The sequence below is a fragment of the Actinoallomurus soli genome (assembly GCF_024055715.1).
GTDB lineage: Bacteria > Actinomycetota > Actinomycetes > Streptosporangiales > Streptosporangiaceae > Actinoallomurus > Actinoallomurus soli.
The window spans coordinates 251,652-274,407 of record NZ_JAMXMV010000007.1 but is presented as its reverse complement, the minus strand read 5'-3'; the positions used below and the strand labels follow the sequence as shown (position 1 = coordinate 274,407).

The window sequence follows — 22,756 nt, the reverse complement described above, 5'->3', positions numbered from 1 at the left end:
GGGCCTGATGCGCCGGCCAGACCCCGGAAGCGCCGCTCAGGACCGGGGCGCCGGTCAGAGCCCGGGGGTGAACGAGCCGCCGCGCAGGCCGGCGTCGACGAGTCCGACGGCCCGGGCGACGGACGCCAGGCGAGTGCCCTCCCGGCGGTAGATCTCCAGCACCGCCTCGACAGCGTGGGCGGGGACCGTGTCCGCCAGCTCCGCGCGGGCGGTGCGGAAGCCCTCCCTCGCCGCCTCCAGATCGGCTGCGACGTGAAGACGGGCCATGCGCGACAGCACGGTCGGATAGCGCCGGAGCACGCCGTACCGGCGGTATTCGGCCGGCACCAGGTCGAAGAGCCAGGCCACCGCCGTGTCCTCGAATCTCTCGGTGCCCGGCGGATGCACTCCCGAAGGCCAGCCGGGCGGCACGTTCGCGGTCACGTCGTCAGGAAGGGAGAACCACCGCTTCGGCCTACTCCTTCTCCTCTTCCTCCGGATCACGGCGCTTAGTGATCCTGATCATGCCGGAGTCGAGGTCGTCACGCCCGCCGGCGCTGTTGGTGTGCAGCTCGTGGCGGCGGGTCTTCTCCTTCTCCTGCTCCTCGAGCTGGATCTGTTTTCCCGCGCCACCGAAAGCCGCCTGCAGGTCCGCGAACATCCCGGGCCCGAACCCGGCTCCGGACGAGGAGTCGCCCCGGATGGCCGACATCAGGCCGCCGCCACCACCACCGTTGCCGTCCTTCGGCCAGTCGATGACCTCTGGCTCCGGAGCAGCGGCGGGGCGCTTACGCGGACGCCTACGGCGCCGTCGAAACGGTGATTTCACGCAACCTCCAACGATCGGCCGAGTGCCATGATTCCGCACCGGCGCCCCGCCGATGTTATGCGCGATTTCCGGGATCTTGAATGCGTGGTCACCGCGACCTTGAGCGGTACCCTGCGGAGGGTGCCCACCACACTGGCCGACATCATCACGATCCTGGAAGATCGCTACGATCCCGCCTGGGCGGAGTCCTGGGACGCCGTCGGCCTGGTCTGCGGCGACCCGGACGCCGAAGTCCGTCGTGTCCTGTTCGCCGTGGACCCGGTGGGCGACGTGGTCGACGAGGCCCTGGACTGGCGCGCCGACCTGATCGTCACGCACCACCCGCTACTGCTGCGGCCCGTACACGGGGTACCCGCCACCACCCCGAAGGGCCGCGCCGTGCACCGGTTGATCACCGCCGGCGCCGCCCTGTACACCGCGCACACCAACGCCGACGTCGCCGACCCCGGCGTCTCCGACGCGCTCGCCCGCGCCGTCGGGCTCACCGGGGCCCTGCGGCCGCTGAGCCCGTCCGCCGACGATCCGCGCCGGGGCCTCGGCCGCGTCGGTGAGCTGCCCGCACCCGTGACGCTGCGGGAGTTCGCGGACGCCGCGGCCAAGAGCCTGCCCGCCACCGCCGCGGGCCTCCGGGTCGCCGGCGACCCGGAGGCGCCGGTCCGTACGGTGGCGGTCTGCGGCGGTGCCGGCGACTCCCTGCTCGGCGCGGCCCGCGCCGTGGGAGCCGACGTCTACCTCACCGCCGACCTCCGCCACCATCCGGCGTCGGAGTTCCGGGAGGATGGGAGTACCGCACTCGTCGACGCCGCGCACTGGGCGACGGAATGGCCGTGGCTCGGCGACGCGGCGGCCCTGGTGCGACAGACTGGCGTGGAGACCCGGATCTCCACCGTCGTGACCGACGCGTGGACCTTTCGATCCCTTGAAGGAAGTACGTGAAAGCAGCACCTGAAGCCCAGATGCGCCTCCTCGACCTGCAGGAGCTGGACACCCGGCTGGACCGGCTGGCCCACCGCAGGCGCACCCTGCCGGAGCTCGCCGAGATCACGAAGGTCGAGGAGCGCCTCGGCGGGGTCGGCGACGCGCTCGTCGCCGCGCAGACCGAGATCAGCGACATCGACCGGGAGCAGAAGAAGGCCGAGCAGGACGTCGACCAGGTACGCGCCCGCGCCGAGCGGGACCAGAAACGGCTCGACTCCGGGCAGGTGTCCTCGGCCCGCGACCTGGAGAACCTCCAGTCCGAGATCGTGTCCCTGCAGAAGCGGCAGGCCGACCTCGAGGACATCGTCCTGGAGGTGATGGAGCGCCGCGAGGAGGCCGAGAACCGCCTGCGCGCCGTCGAGGCGGACAAGGAGACGGCCGAGAAGGACCTGGCCGAGCTCACCGAGCGCCGCGACGCCGCCAACCGGGAGATCGACGGCGAGGCCGAGCTGGTCCGCACCGCGCGGGCCGGAGTCGCCGGTGACATCCCCGGCGATCTGCTCAAGCTGTACGAGAAGCTGCGCGAGCAGCAGCGGGGCGTCGCCGCCGCGCCGCTGCTGCGCGGCCAGTGCCAGGGCTGCCACCTGCAGCTCAACACCGTGGAGCTGAACGCCATCCGCGCGGCCGCCAAGGACGACGTCATCCGATGCGAGGAGTGCCGCCGGATCCTCGTCCGCACCCCGGAATCCGGCCTGTGAAGCTGATCATCGAGGCCGACGGCGGGTCCCGCGGCAACCCCGGCCCCGCCGGGTACGGCTCCGTCGTCCGCGACGCCGTCACGGGCCAGGTCCTGGCCGAGCGGGCCGAGTCCCTCGGCGTGGTCACCAACAACGTCGCCGAGTACCGCGGTCTGATCGCGGGTCTGGAGGCCGCGTCCGAGCTCGCCCCGGACGCCGACCTCGAGGTCCGGATGGACTCCAAGCTCGTCGTCGAGCAGATGTCCGGCCGATGGAAGATCAAGCATCCGGACATGAAGCCGCTCGCCCTCCAGGCGCAGCGGCTGGCCTCCCGCTTCGGTTCGGTCCGCTACACGTGGATCCCCCGGGAGCGCAACAAGCACGCCGACCGGCTCGCCAACGAGGCCATGGACGCCGCGGCCGAGGGCCGTACCTGGGCGCCGTCCGCCGTCGAGGAGGACGAGCCGGACCCGCCCACGGCGACCACGGGCTGGGGGCCGCCGACCACGGATCCGACGACGACGCTGCTGCTCCGGCACGGCGAGACCCCGTACTCCGGGGAGCGGCGGTTCGCCGGCGTCGGCGACATCCCCCTGACCGACACGGGCCTGGCCCAGGCCCGTGCCGCCGGGGAGGCGTTCGCCGGCCGCGGCATCGACGCGATCGTCACCTCGCCGCTCAAGCGGACGCGGCAGACCGCCCAGGAGGTCGCCCAGGTCCTCGACGTCCCGGTCCGCGTGGAGGACGACCTGCGCGAGACCGACTTCGGCGACTGGGAGGGCTACACCTTCGCCGAGGTGCGCGAGCGCTGGCCCGCCGAGCTGGACGCCTGGCTCGCCGACCCCTCCGTCGCGCCTCCCTACGGCGAGAGCTTCGCGGCCACCCTCAAGCGCGTCCAGACCGCCCGCGACAAGCTGCTCGTCCGCTTCCGGAAGCAGAAGATCCTCGTCGTGTCGCACGTCACGCCGATCAAGACGCTCCTGCGCCTGGCACTGGACGCCCCGCCCTCCGCGCTCTACCGGATGCACCTGGACGTCGCATCCCTGTCGGTCGTCGACTGGTACGCCGACGGCCCCGCCGTCGTACGGTCCCTCAACGACACTCACCATCTCCGCCAGGGTGCCGAACCGGGCCTTTGGTAAAGTCGGTGAACGACGGACGAGTCGGCCGGACGGTCGCGTCGGAGTTCCGCTCCGACGAGGAAGGTCCGGGCTCCACCGGGCAGGGTGGTCGGTAACGCCGACCCGGGGCGACCCGCGGGAAAGTGCCACAGAAAGCAGACCGCCTCCGCATGCGGAGGTAAGGGTGAAACGGTGGTGTAAGAGACCACCAGCGCCCCAGGTGACTGGGGCGGCTCGGCAAACCCCACCCGGAGCAAGGTCAAGAAGGACCCGCCACGCGGGTCCGCGCAGGCGTTCGAGGGCGGCCCGCCCGAGCCTGCGGGTAGACCGCTCGAGGCCGCCGGCAACGGCGGCCCTAGATGGATGACCGTCGCTCCGCGCGAGCGGAGGCACAGAACCCGGCCTACAGGCCGACTCGTCCGTCATCCACGCCGCTGACCTGGAGCGCAGCGCGTCAGTTATGGGTATCCGGCCCGTTGCGATCGAGCGCTGCTCGGATCTGGCCGAGCCACTCTGCGCCGAGCCGGCGCCCGTTCGGGAGTCGATCATCTCGATCCCAGCGCCACGTTGTGATCATCGCCAGCACGAGGAGCCGGCACTCGCGCAGCACGTCTTGATCGATACCGGGATAGTGCTCGCCGACTTCTTCGGGCGCATGGGCGAGGTCGAATTCGACCGGCCCCCGGCAACACGTCTCAAGGTCTATGAACAGCAGGCCGTTCTTCGTGGTGAGCACGTTGCCCGGGTGCGGCTCGCCGTGCAGCAGCTGCTCACTGCCGCCGCGCTCGCCGATCACCCGCCTGAGGCTTCGCAACGTGTCGCCGAGCAGCTCCCGGTCCGCTCTGGCGAGCGCCGGAGTACGGTCGCGGTCCGCCACGAGTTGTTGAGCCTGTTCGACTCGAGTAGTGAAGTGCGGCGTCGGGACGTCGAGCTCGCGCATGCCGGCGTGCAGTCGCCGGAGCGCATTGGCGTAGTCGGTCGGTGAGACCTCCCGGGGTGTCACGGGTTCGTAGTAGGTCCACAGCGTGACCACGAAGCCATCACGCTCATAGGCGCGTGGCTCCGCTCGAGGCTCGAGAGCGGCCACCGGGCACCCGGACTGGGCGAGCCGCTGAGCAAGCTCGAGTTCGAACCGTGCGACCTGATGCGCCACAGGTGCCACCCGGGCCAGGACGTCACAAGGCAGCAGACGCAGAGTCAGCTTGTTCGAGTCCTGAAGAATGATCGCGTCGTCGGCTGTCAGGCCAAGTGATGAGGCGGCGGACATGGCCGCGGCCACCGCACGCGGAATCTCTGAGGCCTGCACCGTCGCCTTGCCCCTTCTCCCTCGAACGCGGCCGTAACTCTCCAAGCGGTGCAACGCGCGCGCTACCAAGTCAATGCAACGACCTCGGATCGTCACTCCGAAGACGGATATTCGCCCTTCGGCGTGCGGGTGTGATCTCGGATAATCGTCCACGTGATCAGGCCGATGATCACCGCTACCAGGCCGAGTATCGCCGCTCCCGCCCAGTTACCGAATATCAGATCGGCGCTCATGACGAACAACGCCCACAGTGCCGCGAAAGCCAGGAACGCCACCCTCAGTTTAACCTTTACGGTCATTTCTTCTCCCGTGCCAGTAGGCCCGATGATCAACGGTTGACTCAGCAGGGGTGTGTGCGGGCTGCCCCTCACTCTTGGGCGCTTACCGAAGACGACGACGGCCTGCTCCGGCTAGTGCGGCGACCATGGGTCGTCGGGCCCGACGTATCGATCGAACCGTGCGATCTCCTCCGGGCCCGGGCGCTCGAATCGGTCGGAGGTGCCGAGCAGCACCTGAGAGGCGAGCGCTTCGGCCTCCGGGCCGCCCCTCGCTCGCACTCGCCGCACGAGCTCGTCGAGAGGAGCATCGACGAAGTGGAGCTCCGTCACGGCTCCCTCGCGTACCGCGACCTGCCGGATGGTCTCGCGTTCGTCGCGCGACCAGGAGCCGAACTCGACGACGATGCTCGCGCCGCAGCGCAGGATGGCGCCCGCGTGCACGAGCATGCAGTCTTGAAGCTTGAAGCGGAACTCGTAATCCACGAGGCTGATGCCGAGCCCGACGATCCATTCGTCCGGACTCAGATGCACGGCCTTCGCGGCCTCGACGATCTGCCGCGCGCGGGTCGTCTTTCCGGCTCCGGGCAGCCCGCACACCAGGTACATCCGCGCGTCGTTCACCGCGCCATCCTAGTTCCGATCTTTCATCGAGCGGGCGATCCGCATGTTCTGCCGGAATCGGCCCGGTGAGACGCCGTACTCCCGCCGGAAGGCGTTCGCGAACGCGAACTCGGTCGAGTAGCCGATCTGCCGGGCGATCGACGCCAACGTCGCCGAGGTCTCGCCCAGCAGGCGGGCGCCGAGGCTGAGGCGCCAGTCGGTCAGGTATGTCGCCGGCGGTTTGCCGGCCAGGTCGGTGAACCGCCGGACGAAGGTCGTACGGGACATGTCCGCGATCTCGCTCAGCCGCTGCACCGTCCACTGGCCGTCCGGCGCGTCGTGGATCGCGCGCAGCGCCGCGGCGATTCCCGGGTCGGTGATCCCCGGCCATGGCTCGTCGCCGGACTGCTCCTGCCAGTGCCGCAGCGCGTGGACGAGCGTGAGGTCGACCAGCGCGGACCGGGTCGCGTCGTTGCCCGGCCGGGCCTCGGACACGTCGTCGCCGAGCAGGGCCGTCAGCGACCGAAGCTGCGGGTGGCGTTCGTAGTCCGGCGAGATCGCGATGACGTCCGGCAGGTCACGGAGGAACTGATGGATCTTGCTGTTGTCCAGGCGGTAGCACCCGCAGAGGAACTCGAAGTCGGACGGGCCGGGGCGCGGAGGCTCGGGGCCCATGCTCGCCACCGGCAGCGTGCCGAGTGCGCACGGCGCGTGGCTGAGCCCGTGCTCGGTGCCGTACGGGACGAGCACGACGTCACCCGGCCGCAACGGGATCGACTCGCCGCCCCTCCGGATCAGCCAGCCGGTGCCACTCAGCACGAGGTGGAACCCGACGCCCCCGAAAGAGGGGTAGCGGGCGCCCCACGGTCCGGACTCCGCGATCCGGCGAGCGTAGGCGTTGCCGGCACGGACCGTACCGATCACCTCGCTGATCATGTCCACGTACAGATCGTAGGCCGCACGCCACCCCGGAACGGGTCGTACGAGTATGCGTCTGGGCCGATCGGACATGGTCGTCGGCGGCCGCGACTGGTTGGGTCGATGGACGTGACAACCGACGCCACTCCTCACGACCAGGCCCGCATCCTTCTCGAGAACGCCGAGAAGACCGAGCAGCAGGATCGCCCGACCGCCGACAGCCTCGGCGTGGTACGCCGTCACGGCGGCTTCGCGCTCAGGACGCCTGAACGGTTCGGCGGGGCCTGGGCCGACGCCGGCACCGTCGCCCGCCACCTGGCGGACGTGGGCCGGTACTGCCCGTCCACCGCCTGGATCGCCGGTACCTGCGCGACCGGCAAGACCTTCGCCGACGGCGCCTTCCGCGGCGCGGTACCGGCCGACTTCCACGCGGACCCGGACGCGCTCGCCTGTGGATCGGGCCGGCCGGACGGCACCGGAGAGCCCGAGCCGGGCGGCATCCGGATCAACGGCCGCTGGCCCTACGTCTCCGGCTGCGAGGACGCGGCCTGGGCCGGACTCGGGTTGATCGTCGACGGCGTGTACTCGTTCGCGCTGATCCCCATGGCCGACCTGACCGTCGAACGGACCTGGCACTCCGCCGGCATGCGCGGCACCGGCAGTAACACCGTCGTCGCCCATGATCTGCCGGTGCCGGCGGAATGGGTGAGCCCGGCCGGGCCGCCGGCTTCCGCCACCCTGGTGTTCTACGGGATCACGGTCCTCGCCCCGGTGGTCGGCGCGGCACGCGGCGCGCTCGACGTCGTGCACGCGCTGTTCGCCTCGGATCGCAAGCCGTTCATGACGGCGTACGCGCGGATGGGCGACTCCCCGGCGGCGCGGCACTGGCTGGCCGAAGCGACGCTGCTCGTCGACCGTGCCGAACGCACCGTGCTCGCCGCCGCGCAGGCCGTCGACGCGGGTGACGTCTCGGCGGCCGAACGCGCGCGGCTGGAGATAGACCTGTCGTACGCCGCCCGCGACTGCCGGGCCGCCGTGGAGCTGATGCTGGACCTGCACGGACCGAGCGGCTTCGCCACGAACAACGCGTTGCAGCGATACTGGCGGGACATCGCGGTCGGCGGCCGTCACCCGCACCTGCGGACCTACATCGCGGCGGAGAACCACGGCCGGGCTCTCGCCGCCGAGGGCTGACCTGGGTCTTCAGCCGGCGGCGGTGGCGTGGGCGGCGGCGTGACGTGACAGGCGGCGGTTCCCGGAGGAACCTTCCGCCGCAACGATGACGTCTTATCTGGCATGTTCGCGACGTTGACCGGGCTCGGCCTGTCCGCATCGGCCGGTCTGAACGCCTATATCCCGATCCTGGTGGTCGGCCTGCTCGCCCGCTTCACCGACGTGATCGCCCTGCCGCACCAGTTCGCGTGGATGGGCAACGGATGGGCGCTCGCGGCCGTGGCGGTCCTGCTCGCCGCGGAGGTCGTCCTCGACAAGGTCGCCATCGTCGACCATGTCAACGACGCGATCCAGACCTTCGTACGGCCCGCGGCCGGCGGTGCCGTCTTCGCCGCCTCGGACGCGGCCGCGCGGATCGACCACTCCGGGTGGATGGTCGATCATCCCTGGGTGGGCTGGGCGCTGGGCATCCTCGTCGCGCTGTGCGTTCACGTCACCAAGGCCGGCGTGCGTCCCGTGATCAACGTCGGCACGGTCGGCGTCGGAACGCCCTTCGTGAGCGCGGCGGAAGACGCGATGTCACTGGTGATGAGTTTCGTCGCGGTCCTGGTCCCGGCGCTCGTCATCCTGTTCCTGGTCGTGTTCGTCCTGATCGGATGGCGGTTGACTCGAAGGATTCGCAGGCGGCGTAAGCCGGAGAACGCCCGCTGATCCGTGCTCCGCGGACAACGGGTCGCCCGTACGGGCACATTCGGCCGTACGGCGTCCTGAGGACCCGGCCAGAGGCCGCCTCGTCCGTCACCGCGCGTCCTGGGCGGGTCCGTATGCTCGGGAGGTGCGAGTCGATCTTGTGACGCTGGTCGTGGAGGATTACGACGCGGCGATCGGGTTCTTCGTCGGCGTGCTGGGCTTCGAGTTGGTCGAGGATTCCCCGTCGCTGACCAATGACGGCCGTCCGAAGCGGTGGGTGGTCGTACGGCCGCCGGGGGCCGAAACGGGCATCCTGCTCGCTCGTGCGGACGGTGAGCGGCAGACCTCGGTCATTGGGGACCAGGTCGCCGGCCGCGTCGGTTTCTTCCTCCGGGTCGACGACTTCGCCGCCGCCTACGAACGGATGGTCGCCGCCGGTGTCGAGTTCGTGACCGCCCCGCGTACGGGGCCCTACGGGCGGGTCGCCGTGTTCCTCGACATCGCGGGGAACCGCTGGGACCTGCTCGGCCCGGCATGACGACCGCCGACGGACGCACGGCCCGCCGGTAAGGTGCCCGCGTGCTCGTCTCCCCGTACGCCTACGAATGATTAGCGCAACGCTTCACGTCGACCTCGGCGTCGAGCCGGAAGTCAGTCGAGGAAAGGCTCAAGTCCTCGCCGGCACACCGCCCAACGGATGTCGTCGCTCGCCGAGTCCTCCAGGATGAGGCTCGCGACGATGGGCTCATGGCACGGCGGAGTGCCATGAGCACTGCATCCGCCGTTCGCGGCGGTGCCGTTCGCGTCGTTGTACCAGTCTCGAGGCTGGGGATCGAGCCTCTCGCGGAGACGTAGCGCCATGGCTCGACGCTACGCGGTTGCAGGAGCATCCGGGGCGGTGTGCGACATGGCGTCGAGCCGGACGGTTTCTCACGCGAGCCGGTCGATCAGGAGGCGGCCGCCGGTCAGGAGGGGGAGTGGGGGACGGAGATGGCGGTGAGGATCAGGCCCTTGCGGACGAGCCAGCGGCCGGTGAAGCCTCTCAAAGGGCGGCCGTCGACCTGCGGGGGAGGGACGGTCAGCGCGGCCGTGAAGGTGCCGGCCTCGGGGTCCACGGTGATGCTCGCGCCCTCGAAGTCCAGCCAGCTGCGGGTCAGCGGGAACCACGCCTTGTAGACCGACTCCTTCGCGCTGAACAGCAGGCGGTCCCAGTGCACGCCGGGTTCGGCGGCGCGCAGGTCGGCCAGCCAGGCGCGCTCCTCGGGACGGGAGACGTGTTCCAGGACGCCGTCGGGCAGCGGGCCGTTGGGCTCCGCGTCGATGCCGATGGTCTGGATGTCACGGGCCCGGGCCACCGCGGACGCCCGGTAGCCGTCGCAGTGGGTCATGCTGCCCACGATCCCGTCGGGCCAGGTCGGGGCACCGCGTTCGCCCGGGAGAAGGGGCGCGGGGGCGACGCCGAGCCGGGCGAAGGCCGCCCGGGCGCACGCCCGTACGGTGGTGAACTCCCTGCGGCGTTTGTCGACGGCGCGGCCGAGCAGCGCCGCCTCTTCGGGGAACAGCGTGGTGGCGGGCGCGTCCTCGAACGCCTCCTCACCCACCGCCTCCGGCGGCAACAGCTCCTCGATCACGGCGTCGGGAGGATCTGCCGCAGGGCCGGCGGCGCCGGGCGTTTCTGCCACTCCCGGGGGTAGCCGACCGAGACCTCCTCGAATCGCACGCCGTCGTGGTAGGTGGTCCGCGGGATGTGCAGGTGGCCGTAGACGGCCACGGCCGCGCGGAAGCGCAGGTGCCAGTCGGCCGTGTGCTCGGTGCCGCACCACTGGGCGAACACCGGATATCGGAGGATGCGGGTGGGTTCCCGGACGAGGGGATAGTGGTTCACCAGGACGGTCGGCAGGTCGGGATCCAGCGACGCCAGGCGCTCTTCGGTCACCGCCAGCCGGGCCCGGCACCATGCCTCACGAGTGGGGTACGGGTCCGGGTGCAGGAGCACCTCGTCGGTGCAGACGACGCCCTCCTTGTACGCCTGCGCGAGCGCGGCCTCCTGGGTGGTGACGCCGTCGGGGCGGAACGTGTAGTCGTAGAGCAGGAAGAGCGGCGCGACGACGGCCGGGCCGCCGGGGCCACGCCAGACCGGGTACGGATCCTCCGGTGTCAGCACGCCCATCTCCCGGCACAGCTCGACGATCCGCAGGTACTTGGCCTCGCCGCGCAACTCGGACGGGTCGTCCCGGCGTGTCCACAGCTCGTGGTTGCCGGGCGCCCACACGACCGTCGCGAACCGCCGTCGCAGCGTGTCGAGCGCCCAGGTGATGTCGTCGAGCTTCTCGCCGACGTCGCCGGCGATGAGCAGCCAGTCGTCGTCGGAACCCGGGCGCAGGCCCTCGACGAGCGTGCGGTTCTCCGAGTAGGAGACATGAAGGTCGCTGAGGGCGAGGAGCTTCGCGTCATCTCCCGGCGTGCGGATCACATCCGCGATGCTACGGCGGATCTCGCCGGAACGGACCCCCTCTTCGGAGGCGCCGCCCGCGGATCGGACCCTGGCCGGCCGCGGACGGGTCCAGGTCGGCCGGGGACCGGGGTCCAGGCCGGCCGGGGACCGGGGTCCAGGCCGGCCGGGGACCGGGGCCCCGGCCGCGGGCCGGTGCGGGAGGCGCCGGCCCGCCGGCCGGGGAACGGAGATCAGCTGAAGTTCACGTCGCTGCAGAAGAAGAACGCCTGGTCCATGTGCGAGGCCTGCCAGATCGTGAAGACGACGTGGCGGCCCGTACGGCCGGGGGCGCTGAGGTTGTCGACGATGTAGTCACTGCCGGGCGCGTACTTGCCGGTCTTGCGGATCAGCTCCAGGTCGCTCCAGCGCAGGGGCTGGGTGAGGGCGTCGTACCCCTGGCGGGTGACGTAGACGAGAAGGTAGTCGGCGCCGTGCCTGGCCTGGTCCATCAGGTGGACCGAGAAGGTGTTGTGGATGTTGGTCATCTTCCACGCGCCGGGGACGTCCAGGGAGCGGTACCGGCCGCTTTCGGTCAGGCCGCCGCTGCAGAGCTGACCGTCCGGCAGGCCCGCCTGGAAGTTGCCGCCGAGGCCGTTGCGGTAGAGACCGTTCCAGTTCCACATGGCGTTGGGGTTGTCCTGCCATGCCTGCCAGCACATCGGGTCCTGCTGCTGCATCGCGGGGTCCTGGAAGTCGCTTCCCCAGCGCTGCCAGCAGCCGTAGTTGCGGGAGGCGGGGTCGACGACCGAACCGTGGGCGAAGGCGGCGTCGGCCCAGGGGACCAGGAACAACACCGCCGCCGACAGCAGGGTCAGGGCGCGGAGCGCCCGGCGGGAGAGGAAACCTCGGTGGTGCATGCGCGTTTCTCCGTCTCGCGGGGACAGAACGGACGGTGGGAGCGCACCTAGCGACGGATCCTAGCCTGACAGATCGATTTACCGAACTTTACCGATGAAACTTTCACGGCGTTCGAGGGTCCGGTCCCGAACGTGGGTCGAGCCGCGGTGACGGGGGCGTGGTCACCGCCACCGCGGCCCGGTTCGTGCGCGTGAGCGGCCGGAACGCTCACTCACGCGGGCTTGTCGAACGCGCCGTCGTACTTCGCGCAGATCTCCCGCGCCTCCGCGGGATAACGTCCGATCAGCCGGTGCAACTCGGCGAGCTCGGCGTCTCGACGGAGATGCCCGACCACGGGCATCTCGTCGAGGATCTGCCGGAACTCCGACAGCTCCTGGTCATAGCTCATGCGTCCTCCTTCGTCGGAGGAGTGCCCAGAGGTGCTGTGCTCGTGATTCGCTCGCTTCGCTCACTCATGGGGCCGTCCGGGGGCTCGGTTTCCGATGACACGGCTGATCTCCCGGGCCGCCAAGAGCTTGTCGACGGCGGGGCAGATGGGCTGGCCCCAGGAATAGAAGAACCAGTACGCGTCACCGTCGACGATGTGGTGTTCGCACCGGATCGTCTCCGACATGACAGGCGCGTGCCGGTTGGTCGCCCGGAGGTACGGCGACGAGCCGTGGGGATGGTCGAGAGTGGTCTCGAAACCGGCCTGATCGAGCGCACCGCGCAGCTCTCGCAAGTGCCGGACGACTAACGCGGTGACGGTCTCCTCGCCCATGTACGTCTCCTCATCGCGCGGGATGTACGGCCGCCTGCCGCGACGTTAGAGCCGCCGACCAGTCGCGTGCGAGAAGTGTGCCCGAGTGTGGCACACGCTCAGGGCGTACCGGTCCGCCGTCGCGCGTGCTGCACGGGACCGCGGCCCGGTACGCGCCGTGCCGAGCTCAGGTCGACATCAGTCGAGGGCGTCGATCGCGGCGGTGATGAGCGTTCGTGCCGCCGTGCCGAAGACCGCCATGGCGGACAGCTCGGTGAAGGCCTTGACGTACAGGTCCACCTCGCCCGGCGTGGTGACCGTCACCGCGGCCGACAGCAGCTCCACCGAGACCTGGACGGAGTCGAAGACGTTGAAGCCCTCCAGCGTCCACATCCGGCGGCCGCCGTGGTCGAAGGGGATGACGCCGAGAGACACGGACGGCAGCGCCATGACGTCCAGGAGGTGGTGCAACTGCCCGGCCATGGTGTCGGGGCCGCCGACCTGGTAGCGGAGCACCGACTCCTCGACGAGCACGGCGAACCGGTGGGCGCCGTCCCGTACGACGTGGGAGCGGGACATCCGGGCGGCCACCGCCTCCTCGACGTCGTTCGGGGTGCCGTGGAAGGTCGTGATGGCCGACAGGAGCGCTCCGGCGTACGCGGGCGTCTGGAACAGCCCCGGCACGACCTGGGAGCAGTAGACGCGGAAGCTGCGGGTCCGCTCGTACAGCGGAACGCGTGACTCCTGGAGCCGGCGCAGGCCGGTGCGCTGCAGCCGCCGCCACTCGACGTAGGCGCCCTCGACGGTCCGCAGTGAGGCCACGAGGTCGGGAACCTGGTCCTCGGCCTGGCAGACGGCGCACCAGCGGCGGATGTCGTCGGCGGAGGGCGGCCGGGAGGCGTGCTCGATCTTGGAGACCTTGGTGCGGTCCCACGCGGCGGCGGCGGCGAGTGCCTTGGCGGTCAGTCCGGCGTCGACCCTGATCTCCCGCAGCCGGTCGGCGATGGCCTGGCGGGCCGCCTGGACGGACGAGGACGGTGATGTCGTGGACGCGGCGGTCCCCCGTGATGGCCGGGGGCGCTCAGGCGGGGCGATAGTCATCGTGATCGACTCCGCGTTCCCACGCCGCCTCGAAGGCGGAGGTGCATAGCTTCACCACGTCAGGATCCTCCCAGACGTCGTGGCCGACGAAGTGCCCGTCTCCGGCGAAGTGGCCGAATCGTACGATCCGGCCGTCGAACACCCAGAAGTCGTTGCCCGGCAGCGCCAGGTCCGAGGCCTGCCGGCGAGGCAGCCACCGTACCTGCTCGCCGGCCGCGACGTTAAGTCCTCCCGTTACGTCGTACTCGAAACGGATGAAGTCCGCCAGGGGTTCCGACACGATGCGGACGCGCCGGATCCGGACACCGCGGGCGATGGTGGTCCGCACGAGCGCGAACCATTCGGGATAGCGCTCCGGCCCGTCGATCCGGAGCCCCGCCCTCCAGTCGAGGTAGACGGGATCACCGGGCGTGTAGCCGTCCCGCATCTCCAGGTGGACGGCCGACTCGTCGCACTCGGCCAGCAGGTCATTGAACGATGGGACCTCCGGCGACATCGCACGCCTCCTTCAGGATCGGTGCCATCCGCGCCGGTAGCCGCAGCACCGTCTCGTGGTCGGGTATCGGGCCGGTCGCCAGGCATTCCCTCCGAGTATCGGGGTCCGCGGTCCAACCTTGAATGACGATCTCGCTGGTCTTCTCGTCCACCCACACGGTGGGGCAGTTATCCCCGTTGGTGAACGGGTCGATTCCGACGAATCTGAGGGACATGGTTGACCTCCTGTGTCGCTGAGCGTGTACGGATCGCGTAGGAGAGATTCACGCAGCGTGATATGAACGGTCAAACGGTTGCCCTGCAATCGAACGAGCGTTCGCGGGCGATCCGAGAGAGATCCTTATATCCCGCGGTGGACGTTTCTCCCGTTGCGCCCGCCAGGAGGATGAAACCCCTCCTCGAACGGAAACGGGCTCCGTGGTTCGTACGAACCACGGAGCCCGTTTCCTTATCCCGGGCGGCGAGCCTCAGCTTCCGCGATGGTCGCCGTAGTTCCAGTCTTCGGGGCGCTTGTCGTCGGTCTTCCGGTCGCCGTACGAGGTGCCGTACGGGCTGCTCGGATATGCCTGCGTCGTGTTGGCGTCGTCGGACGGCTGACCGGACCCGGGGTGGGCCGGACCTCCGTAGGAGGAGGAGCCGGCCGCCGGGTAGCCGCCGGTTCCCGTGTAGCCGCCGGTGGACGTACCGCCGTAGGAACCGTACGAGTCCGACGGCGACGAGCCGGTGTACCCGCCGCCCAGCGGGTCGTCCTGGCCGGTCGAGCCCGAGCCGTACGACGACGAGCCCGAGGACGGTGAGGAGTCGCCGTAGCCCGAGGAGGAGCCGTAACCGCTGTCGTAGGAGGGCGCGGTGTAGCCACCGGTGGAGCTGTAGCCGCCCGACAGCGGGTCGGACCCGTACGAGCCGCTCGTCGAGGAGCCGTAGGAGTCTCCGGAGCCGCCGCTGTAGGAGTCTCCGGAGCCGCCGCCGCTGTAGGAGTCGGACGAGCCGTAGGAGCCGGTAGGCCAGCCTCCGCTGGTGGACGAGCCGCCCGGCGTCGAGCGGTAGGAGCGCTCCCCGGTGTCCAGCGGGTCGGTGAGCGGGTCGAAGCCGGGCGATCCGGAGCCCGGCGCGGCCGGCGCGGAGCCTCCCGACCCCGTGTCGCCGTCTCCGGCGCGCTGGCGCTGGATCTTGGCCAGCAGCTCGTCGACCGACGGGACGGCGGGGCCGTCGTCACTGCCGCTGATCGAAGGGGTGCCGAGCGGTGAGGACGAGCCCAGGGGCGAGGGGGCCGGCGCCGCGGGGGGCGGGGTCGGCGCGGCGGGGGAGCCGGAGCCGTACGACGGGCGCTCGCCGGTGTTCAGCGGGTCGTCGCCGTACGGGCGGTCGCCGCCGTAGGAGGGCGACTCGGACGAGTAGGGCGTCTCGGAGGAGTAGGACGTCGCCTCCGAGCCGTAGGACGGCGCCTCTGAACCGTAGGAGGGCGCCTCCGAGCCGTACGAAGGGGACTCGGAGCCGTACGACGGCGCCTCGGAGGAGTAGGTCGGCGACTCGGACAGGTAGGAGGGCGGCTCGGACAGGTAGGAGGGCGACTCGGAGGAGTAGGACGGCGTCTCCGAGCCGTAGGACGGCTCGCTCGAGTAGCCGGGTGCGCCGAAGCCGCCGCTCTGGTCGGTCGAGCCGTAGGCGGGGATCTCGTCGCCCGCCACGGTCTCGGCGACCCGGTCGGAGGACGGGATGTCCAGCGAGGACGGGAGCGACGGGACGTCGAGGGGGCCGGGCGGCGTCGACGGCGTGTCGAGGGCCGGGACGGCCGGCTGCGGCCTGGTCGGCGGCGCGGGGGAGTCGATGGATCCGCCGTGCGGGGACTGGCCGGCGAGGGGCATGCCCTGCGGCTGCGGGCCCGCGAGCGGCGTCGGCTCGGGGCGCGCCCCCTCCTGGTGGGCCAGGGGGTCCTGCCCCCGCGCCTCGGACGGCTGCCCGGCGTCCTGCCGCCAGGGGAACTTGGGCTTGTCGAAGGTGATGGTCGACCAGTACTCGTCGTCGTCCATCTCGTCGCTGTTCCGGCTGCCCTGAGGCGTCGCGGGGACCGGAGCCGGCAGCTGGGCCGGACCGGCGCCGGGACCGGCGATCGGCGCGGCGGGCAGCTGGTGCTGCTGGCCGATCGGAGCCCCGGCCACGCGCATGTCCCCGCCGCCGTAGGACTCCTCCACCGCGTCGTCACCGTCGCCGTGGCGGCCTCGGGATCTGCCGGCGCGGCGGCCCCGAGGCTGCTCCTCGTCGGACATCCAGTCGTCTTCGTCTCCGGCGCGGCTCGCCCTCATGCCGAGGGCGACGAGCACCCCGACGAGGATGACGACCGCGACCAAGCCGAGGACAACGATCAGACCCCACATAGCTACCACCCAACGCCATGGTCTAGCGGTCGACGCCGACGCGGAGACCTTTTCCCATGATCACCGGCACCGGGCCCCCCAAGGAGCTAGACCGATTGTCGCCGACCGCTATGACCCTTGTCATACGGTTCGCACAGATCTACATTCACAGTACTTGCCCTGGGGCCCGCCGGTGCCATCAACCCATGCGGGCCTTCCCGCCGCAGCGCCCTCACCAGCGGCGCCCGTCCCTCAGGACTTCACCACCGCTCCCCGGAAGATCGCGTACATGCGGCCACGGGCGATCGTACGGGAGGCGATCGCCGCCAGCGCGTCACCGAGATCGGCGCCGTTCTTCAGGGGCACCTTCGACTTCAGCGCGTAGAGCGTGAAGCGGTACCGGTGCACCTCTCCCTTCGGTGGGCAGGGCGGGGAGTACCCGACCTTCTGGTCGGTGTTCACGGCCTGTTCGGCGTGCGGTGGGACGGTGTTCTCCAGGAGTTCGGCCGCCGTGGCGTCGATGTTGTACAGCACCCAGTGGACGTACGCGCCGCTGGGGGAGTCCGGGTCGTCGATGACGAGCGCGAGGGAGCCGACGCCGTTCTGTGCGACCGACCAGCGCAGCGGCGGCGTCTTGGACCGGCCGCCGTACTGTGGGCAGGCGAAACGGACGGGCATCGGCGCGCCGTCGCGGAACGCCGGACTGGTCACCGTGATCGAGTCCGGCACGCTGCCGCGCACGAGTTTGTTCTGCCCGAAGAGACTGCAGCCCGTGAGGGACAGCAGCCCGACGACGGCCAGGCACACCGGCCGCCACAACGTGGTCATCATCGATACACAGCTCCCGGGGGACGATCGTACGCCGCGCCCGGCGGATGTCCGCGCATTCGGCGCATCAGGGGCCGCGGCTCCCCGATGCGGCGCCGGACCGACGCCGGGCTGCGGCTCACACTAGAGCGGTCCGGAGGGCGATGCCGTCTCGACCGGCCAGCAGCCGGCAGGGGATCGGGCCCGGAAGGGTCCTCGTGGGTCGGCCGGACCGGAAGACATGGCGGTTTTCACGGCGGAACCAGCGCGTTCGTTTGGCGCAACACGAACTTTCGCGTTTCTTAACACGATTAATCGCTGGCATTCCCGGCCGGATGCGGTAGCTTGTGAATGTATTCACAATCGAGCGAGGAGAGCAACCCGTGGCCACGAGCCCGAACCCGAGCCGGACCACTCCCCACATCCTCATCGTCGGCGGCGGCTACGTCGGCATGTACACCGCGCTGCGCCTGCAGCGGCGACTGCGGTCGGACGAGGCGACGATCACGATCGTGGACCCGCAGTCCTTCATGACCTACCAGCCGTTCCTCCCCGAGGTGGCGGCCGGCCACATCGAGGCCCGCCACGTCGTCGTCCCGCTGCGGCGGATCCTGCCGAAGGCGCGCGTCCTGAACGGACGGGTCGTCTCCGTCGACCACGCGAACCACGTGGCGACGGTGCGCCCGGCGTCCGGGCCGGCGACCGAGATCTCCTACGACTTCCTGGTGATGGCACCGGGATCGATCTCCCGCACGCTTCCGATCCCCGGCCTGGCCGAGCACGGCATCGGGTTCAAGAACGTCGCCGAGGCCATCCACCTGCGCAACCACGTGCTCGCGCAGCTCGACGCCGCCGGCTCCACCGACGACGAGGCGGTGCGCCGCCGCGCCCTGACCTTCGTCTTCGTCGGCGGCGGCTTCGCCGGCGTCGAGGCCCTGGCCGAGCTGGAGGACATGGCGCGCGGCGCGCTGAAGTACCACCCCGACCTCCGTCCGGACGACATGCGCTGGGTGCTCGTCGAGGCCAGCGACCGGATCCTGCCGGAGGTCGGCGACCGGATGGGCCGCTACACGGTCGAGGAGCTGCGCCGCAGGGGCGTCGACGTACGGCTGAACACGCGTCTCACGTCGGCCGTCGACCGCCACATCGTGCTGGACGACGGCACGGAGTTCGAGGCGGGCACGCTCGTGTGGACCGCCGGCGTCAAGCCGAACCCGCTGAACCGCTCCACCGACCTGCCCCTGGACCGCCAGGGCCGCATCGTCGCCACCGAGTACCTCACCGTCGAGGGCGCCGACGACGCCTTCGTGGCCGGCGACTGCGGCGCCGTCCCGGATCTGACCCGGCCCGGTGAGTACTGCGCGCCCAACGCCCAGCACGCCGTACGCCAGGCCAGGCGGCTCGCCGACAACATCGTGGCGACCCTCCGCGGCAAGGAGCGCAAGCCGTACCGCCACTCCTACGCCGGGTCGGTCGCCAGCCTCGGCCTGTACCGGGGCGTGGCCCACGTGTACGGCGTGAAGCTGCGCGGGTTCGCCGCCTGGTTCATGCACCGGACGTACCACCTGTCGCGGGTGCCCACCGTCAACCGCAAGGTGCGCGTGGTGGCCGACTGGACGCTCGCGCTCTTCTTCCGCCGCGAGACGGTGTCCCTGGGCGGGATCGAGCGGCCGCGCGCGGAGTTCGAGCTGGCCAGCGGGCAGGACCGCGCCGCCTGATCCGGGCCTCCGCCCTCGGCCGGCCGCGGTCACGGCGCCGCAGGTACGGTCCGTGTCCGCGGGGCCCGCGGTCCGATTCGTGCCCGCGGGCCGGCCACGGCGCCGGGGGCCGCCTTTCCGCATCGACGGCGGGTCGGCAGGGAGCCGACCCGCCGTTTTTATGCGAGACTCATCGAGATATATCTCGCGATGACGGAAAAGTGGCGGCGCTCACCCGGGCGGACAGGAGAGGATCGACCCGTGCGGATCTCGCTGCTCGGCCCTCTCGAGGTCACCGATGACGCCGGACGCCCGGTCGAGGTGGGCGGCGCCCGCCTGCGCGCGCTCCTCATCCTGCTGGCCCTGGAGGCTCCCCGGGTCTTGACCGCCGACCGGCTCGTCGCCGGCGTGTGGGACGGCGACCCGCCGGCCGGAGCCCCGAACGCCCTGCAGTCGCTGATCTCCCGGCTGCGCAGAACCCTGCCCGGCGCGATGATCGACTCGCGCCCCGCCGGATACCGGCTGGTCGTCGAGGACGACGTGGTCGACATCCGATGCTTCGACCGGCTCGTCGCCCACGGACGGCGCCTGCTGCACGACGATCCGGCGCGCGCGGCGGACGCCCTGGCCGAGGCCCTGAGCCTGTGGCGTGGCACCCCGCTCGCCGACGTCGCCGACACCGACTTCGCCCGTGGCCACGTCTCCCGCCTCGCCGAACAGCGCCTCGCCGCCGTCGAGGACCACGCCGAGGCGCTGCTGGCACTCGGCCGGGCCGACCCCGCCGAGCTGGAGGCGCTGGTCGCCGCGCATCCCCTTCGCGAGCGCCTGCGCGGGCAGTACATGCGGGCCCTGTGCGCCGCCGGCCGCCAGGCCGACGCACTCGCCACTTTCGAGGACGCCCGCCGGACCCTCGCCGAGGAGCTCGGCGTCGACCCGTCGCCGGACCTGCGCGCCGTCCATCTCGCCGTGCTGCGCGGCGAGCAGGCCCCGGCCCGGTCACGGGGCCGTCACAACCTGCCCGCCCGGCTGACGAGCTTCATCGGCCGCGAGGAGGAGATCGAACGCGTCGGCAAGCTCCTGGAGGAGAACCGCCTCGTCACCCTCACCGGGCCCGGGGGAGCGGGCAAGACCCGGTTGGCCGTGGAGGCGGCCGCCGGCCTGACCGAGCGGATGCCGGGCGGCGTCTGGCTGATCGAGCTCGCCGGGGTCGGGGACCCGGGGGAGGTCCCGCAGGCGCTGCTGCACACGCTCGGGCTCCGTGAGGCCGCGCTGACCGCCGGGGTGCGCGGCTCGGCGCCGACCAGCGTCGAGCCGGTCGAGCGGCTCGTCGCCGCGCTGGCGGACGAGCGGCTGCTGATCCTGCTCGACAACTGCGAGCATCTGATCGACTCGTGCGCCCGGCTCGTGGACCGGGTGCTCGCCGACTGCCCCGGCGTACGCGTCCTCGCGACGAGCCGGGAGTCGCTGGGCATCATCGGTGAGAGCCTGTGGCCGGTGCCGCCGCTCGCCTTCCCGCCCGAGGACCCCGTGGAGACGCGCCGGCCTCCCGCCGAACCCGGCCGGGCCTCCTCATTGCGGGAGACGCTGGGCTACCCCGCCGTCCGCCTGTTCGTCGAACGCGGCACCGCGGTGCGGCCCGGCTTCGACGCCGCAGCCGACCTGCCGGCGGTCCAGGCCATCTGCCGCCGGCTCGACGGCATGCCCCTCGCCATCGAACTGGCCGCCGCCCGTCTGCGTACGATGACCGCCGCGCAGCTCGCGGACCGCCTCGACGACCGGTTCCGCCTGCTGACGGGCGGCAGCCGTACGGCCCTGCCCCGGCACCAGACGCTGCGCGCCGTCGTCGACTGGAGCTGGGACCTGCTCGACGAGCCCGAACGCACGCTGCTGCGGCGCCTGTCGGTCTTCGCGGGCGGCGCGACCCTGGAGAGCATCGAGGACGTCTGCGGCGGCGACGTGCTCGACGCGCTCACCGGCCTGGTCGAGAAGTCGCTCGTCGAGATCGACGCGACCGGGCGGTACCGCGTCCTGGAGACGATCCGGGCGTACGGCGCCGAGCGGCTCTCCGAGGCCGGCGAGGCCCAGCGGATCCGCCGCGCGCACGCGCACCACTTCCTCGGGCTGGCCGAGACGGCCGAGCCCAGGCTGCGCACCCGTGACCAGCTGCGGTGGCTGGACCGCCTCACCGCCGAGTACGACAACCTCCACTCGGCGCTGCGCTGGGCGATCGAGATCCAGGACGCCGCGCTCGCCCTCCGGTACGTCGCGGCCCTGGGCTGGTTCTGGTTGCTGCGCGGGATGCGCCTCGAAGGACAGCAGCTCGCCGGGGAGGCTCTGGCGGTGCCCGGCAGGGGGCCGATCGGCGCGTACGCGGCGGCGACCATCTACTGGCTGATGGGAAAGCTCGACGCCGATCCGACGCTGCGCGACGACGACGTGTGGCGCAGGATCGACTCCGCGATGGCGGCCTGCGCCGCCATCCCGCCGGACGATCTGCACCCGATGCTCCGCGTCGCTCCGCTGGGCCTCATGATGTTCGACGGCCGCATCGAGGAGGCGCTCACGGCGCTGGACGCCCTGCGGGAGGCACGCGACCCGTGGCTCCGGGCCGCCGCGGAGACGATGCGCGGGCACGCGCTGATCAATCTCGGCCGGGTAGGGGAGATCGACGAGAGCTTCACGGCCGCGCTCGACCGGTTCCGCGCCCTCGGCGAACGCTGGGGCATGTCGCTGACGCTCACCGGGCTCGCCGAACTCACCCTGTGGCGGGGCGATCCGCTGTCCGCCAAGGACTACATCGAGGAGGCCCTGCGCTACTCGCTTGACCTGGGGAGCTTCGACGACTCCAGCCACCTGCGCGTCCGCCTCGCCCATGCCTTCGCCGCGCTCGGCGAAGACGAGAGGGCCCGCGCCGAACTCGACGCCGCCCTTCGCGGCGCCGAGCGCCGCGGCTCGCCCATGGACATCGCCGTCGTCCGCTTCAACACGGCCGACGTGGCACGACGCCGCGGCGACCTCGACGTGGCGCGGGCCGCGCTCGAGGACCTCACCCTGGGCGAGTGGGTGGGCGGGCCGCCGCAGTTCGCCTCGATGATCAACACCCAGCTCGGCATGATCCTCGGACTTGAGGGCGATCTCGACGCGGCGCTGGCCCGGCACGTCCAGGCGTTCCGGTACGCCTGGCTGGCGCACGACGCCCCGATCATCGGGCAGGCCGTCGTCGGCCTGGCGGACCACGCGCTCCGCAGCGGCGACCCCGGCGGCGCGGCCCTGCTCCTCGGAGCCTCCGTCGGCATCCGCGGGGCCGAGGACCGGTCGCTCGCAGATCCGCCGCGGATCGAGCGCGCCGTACGCGAGGCGATCGGCGACGAGCGGTACGCGGAGGCGTACGCGCGCGGGCACGCCCTGCGGGCCGAGGACGTCGCGGAGCGCCTGGGGATCGATCCGATCACCGACCGGCCGGTGAGCCGTCCGGGAGCCGCGACCCCGCCCGCTTGACCGTGCGGGTGATCGGCGCCGTCTTCATCGTCCAGCCCGGGCAACAGGGGGAGACGCCGGCGGAGTCCGCGACCTGTCCGGCCGCGATGGTCGGCGCCAGATGATCAGTGGCAGAGGCATCCGCGGTGCGACCCGCGACGGAAGCTGACAGCGATTATGTGATC

The 22,756-nt window shown here is 71.3% G+C and carries 25 protein-coding genes and 1 other RNA gene; 9 read left to right on the top strand and 17 right to left on the bottom strand.

Annotated elements, in window-relative coordinates; translation table 11 throughout:
- Nucleotides 1-54: 54 nt before the first annotated feature.
- Entirely contained in the window at nt 55-423 is a 369-nt protein-coding gene (locus tag NDW01_RS19995; RefSeq protein WP_252822720.1) for a hypothetical protein, read from the bottom strand.
- Nucleotides 424-454: 31 nt separating this feature from the next.
- Nucleotides 455-808: a DUF6191 domain-containing protein gene (locus tag NDW01_RS43875; RefSeq protein WP_252822719.1), complete on the bottom strand. Its 354-nt coding sequence runs from the start codon at nt 806-808 to the stop codon at nt 455-457.
- A gap of 111 nt (nt 809-919) precedes the next feature.
- On the opposite strand from NDW01_RS43875, the gene NDW01_RS19985 reads away from it, so the two are divergent.
- From NDW01_RS19985 to rnpB, 4 genes are all read left to right on the top strand, one after another.
- Nucleotides 920-1,744 carry a Nif3-like dinuclear metal center hexameric protein gene (locus tag NDW01_RS19985; protein ID WP_406567743.1) on the top strand — a complete coding sequence of 275 codons (825 nt, stop codon included), beginning with the start codon at nt 920-922 and terminating at the stop codon, nt 1,742-1,744.
- Complete coding sequence (locus NDW01_RS19980; RefSeq protein WP_252822706.1) at nt 1,741-2,484, top strand: zinc ribbon domain-containing protein; 744 nt, start codon at nt 1,741-1,743, stop codon at nt 2,482-2,484. The genes NDW01_RS19985 and NDW01_RS19980 overlap by 4 nt, the downstream gene beginning before the upstream one ends.
- Nucleotides 2,481-3,605 (top strand): bifunctional RNase H/acid phosphatase, encoded by a 1,125-nt coding sequence (locus tag NDW01_RS19975; protein ID WP_252778514.1) that lies wholly within the window; start codon nt 2,481-2,483, stop codon nt 3,603-3,605. Before NDW01_RS19980 ends, NDW01_RS19975 begins: the two co-directional genes overlap by 4 nt.
- 17 nt (nt 3,606-3,622) lie before the next feature.
- Nucleotides 3,623-4,006, top strand: an RNA gene (gene rnpB, locus NDW01_RS19970) — RNase P RNA component class A.
- Nucleotides 4,007-4,038: 32 nt separating this feature from the next.
- Here the strand turns inward: rnpB and NDW01_RS19965 are convergent.
- From NDW01_RS19965 to NDW01_RS19950, 4 genes are all read right to left on the bottom strand, one after another.
- On the bottom strand, nt 4,039-4,890 hold the full coding sequence (locus NDW01_RS19965; RefSeq protein WP_252822704.1) for a phosphotransferase enzyme family protein: 852 nt from the start codon (nt 4,888-4,890) through the stop codon (nt 4,039-4,041).
- Between the two features lie 92 nt (nt 4,891-4,982).
- Nucleotides 4,983-5,189, bottom strand: a complete 207-nt coding sequence (locus NDW01_RS19960) for a hypothetical protein (protein ID WP_252822703.1) — start codon at nt 5,187-5,189, stop codon at nt 4,983-4,985.
- Nucleotides 5,190-5,300: 111 nt separating this feature from the next.
- Nucleotides 5,301-5,789, bottom strand: a complete 489-nt coding sequence (locus NDW01_RS19955; protein WP_252822701.1) for an AAA family ATPase — start codon at nt 5,787-5,789, stop codon at nt 5,301-5,303.
- A 9-nt stretch (nt 5,790-5,798) separates the two neighbouring features.
- Nucleotides 5,799-6,704 (bottom strand): AraC family transcriptional regulator, encoded by a 906-nt coding sequence (locus NDW01_RS19950; RefSeq protein ID WP_252822899.1) that lies wholly within the window; start codon nt 6,702-6,704, stop codon nt 5,799-5,801.
- A 105-nt stretch (nt 6,705-6,809) separates the two neighbouring features.
- Between NDW01_RS19950 and NDW01_RS19945 the strand changes: the two genes are divergently transcribed.
- From NDW01_RS19945 to NDW01_RS19935, 3 genes are all read left to right on the top strand, one after another.
- Nucleotides 6,810-7,880 carry an acyl-CoA dehydrogenase family protein gene (locus NDW01_RS19945; RefSeq protein WP_252822699.1) on the top strand — a complete coding sequence of 357 codons (1,071 nt, stop codon included), beginning with the start codon at nt 6,810-6,812 and terminating at the stop codon, nt 7,878-7,880.
- Nucleotides 7,881-7,982: 102 nt separating this feature from the next.
- A complete protein-coding gene (locus NDW01_RS19940; RefSeq protein ID WP_252822697.1) occupies nt 7,983-8,570 on the top strand; it encodes a DUF4126 domain-containing protein in 588 nt (195 codons plus the stop codon).
- Between the two features lie 124 nt (nt 8,571-8,694).
- On the top strand, nt 8,695-9,087 hold the full coding sequence (locus NDW01_RS19935) for a VOC family protein (RefSeq protein ID WP_252822695.1): 393 nt from the start codon (nt 8,695-8,697) through the stop codon (nt 9,085-9,087).
- Nucleotides 9,088-9,200: 113 nt separating this feature from the next.
- On the opposite strand, the gene NDW01_RS19930 is transcribed toward NDW01_RS19935, so the two are convergent.
- The 11 genes from NDW01_RS19930 to NDW01_RS19880 form a co-directional block, all read right to left on the bottom strand.
- Nucleotides 9,201-9,410 (bottom strand): hypothetical protein, encoded by a 210-nt coding sequence (locus NDW01_RS19930; RefSeq protein ID WP_252822693.1) that lies wholly within the window; start codon nt 9,408-9,410, stop codon nt 9,201-9,203.
- A gap of 104 nt (nt 9,411-9,514) precedes the next feature.
- Nucleotides 9,515-10,180 carry a 4'-phosphopantetheinyl transferase family protein gene (locus NDW01_RS19925; protein WP_252822691.1) on the bottom strand — a complete coding sequence of 222 codons (666 nt, stop codon included), beginning with the start codon at nt 10,178-10,180 and terminating at the stop codon, nt 9,515-9,517.
- Nucleotides 10,177-11,022, bottom strand: a complete 846-nt coding sequence (locus NDW01_RS19920) for a metallophosphoesterase family protein (protein WP_252822689.1) — start codon at nt 11,020-11,022, stop codon at nt 10,177-10,179. The genes NDW01_RS19925 and NDW01_RS19920 overlap by 4 nt, the downstream gene beginning before the upstream one ends.
- Before the next feature lie 212 nt (nt 11,023-11,234).
- The gene (locus NDW01_RS19915) at nt 11,235-11,900 is read right to left on the bottom strand and encodes a lytic polysaccharide monooxygenase auxiliary activity family 9 protein (protein ID WP_252822687.1); all 666 of its coding nucleotides are present in this window, start codon (nt 11,898-11,900) and stop codon (nt 11,235-11,237) included.
- Nucleotides 11,901-12,112: 212 nt separating this feature from the next.
- A complete protein-coding gene (locus NDW01_RS19910) occupies nt 12,113-12,289 on the bottom strand; it encodes a hypothetical protein (RefSeq protein WP_252778504.1) in 177 nt (58 codons plus the stop codon).
- Nucleotides 12,290-12,349: 60 nt separating this feature from the next.
- A complete protein-coding gene (locus tag NDW01_RS19905) occupies nt 12,350-12,661 on the bottom strand; it encodes a hypothetical protein (protein ID WP_252822686.1) in 312 nt (103 codons plus the stop codon).
- A 177-nt stretch (nt 12,662-12,838) separates the two neighbouring features.
- Nucleotides 12,839-13,741, bottom strand: a complete 903-nt coding sequence (locus NDW01_RS19900; RefSeq protein ID WP_252822683.1) for a DUF5753 domain-containing protein — start codon at nt 13,739-13,741, stop codon at nt 12,839-12,841.
- Nucleotides 13,722-14,237 (bottom strand): DUF6879 family protein, encoded by a 516-nt coding sequence (locus NDW01_RS19895; protein WP_252822681.1) that lies wholly within the window; start codon nt 14,235-14,237, stop codon nt 13,722-13,724. The genes NDW01_RS19900 and NDW01_RS19895 overlap by 20 nt, the downstream gene beginning before the upstream one ends.
- Nucleotides 14,209-14,451 carry a hypothetical protein gene (locus NDW01_RS19890; RefSeq protein ID WP_252778500.1) on the bottom strand — a complete coding sequence of 81 codons (243 nt, stop codon included), beginning with the start codon at nt 14,449-14,451 and terminating at the stop codon, nt 14,209-14,211. The genes NDW01_RS19895 and NDW01_RS19890 overlap by 29 nt, the downstream gene beginning before the upstream one ends.
- A 252-nt stretch (nt 14,452-14,703) precedes the next feature.
- Complete coding sequence (locus tag NDW01_RS19885; protein WP_252822680.1) at nt 14,704-16,611, bottom strand: hypothetical protein; 1,908 nt, start codon at nt 16,609-16,611, stop codon at nt 14,704-14,706.
- Nucleotides 16,612-16,842: 231 nt separating this feature from the next.
- On the bottom strand, nt 16,843-17,421 hold the full coding sequence (locus NDW01_RS19880; protein ID WP_252822678.1) for a YbhB/YbcL family Raf kinase inhibitor-like protein: 579 nt from the start codon (nt 17,419-17,421) through the stop codon (nt 16,843-16,845).
- A 359-nt stretch (nt 17,422-17,780) separates the two neighbouring features.
- Here NDW01_RS19880 and NDW01_RS19875 point away from each other — a divergent pair, with 359 nt between their 5' ends.
- Nucleotides 17,781-19,115 carry an NAD(P)/FAD-dependent oxidoreductase gene (locus NDW01_RS19875; protein WP_308211739.1) on the top strand — a complete coding sequence of 445 codons (1,335 nt, stop codon included), beginning with the start codon at nt 17,781-17,783 and terminating at the stop codon, nt 19,113-19,115.
- Between the two features lie 240 nt (nt 19,116-19,355).
- Complete coding sequence (locus NDW01_RS19870) at nt 19,356-22,592, top strand: BTAD domain-containing putative transcriptional regulator (RefSeq protein ID WP_252822677.1); 3,237 nt, start codon at nt 19,356-19,358, stop codon at nt 22,590-22,592.
- Nucleotides 22,593-22,756: the final 164 nt, after the last annotated feature.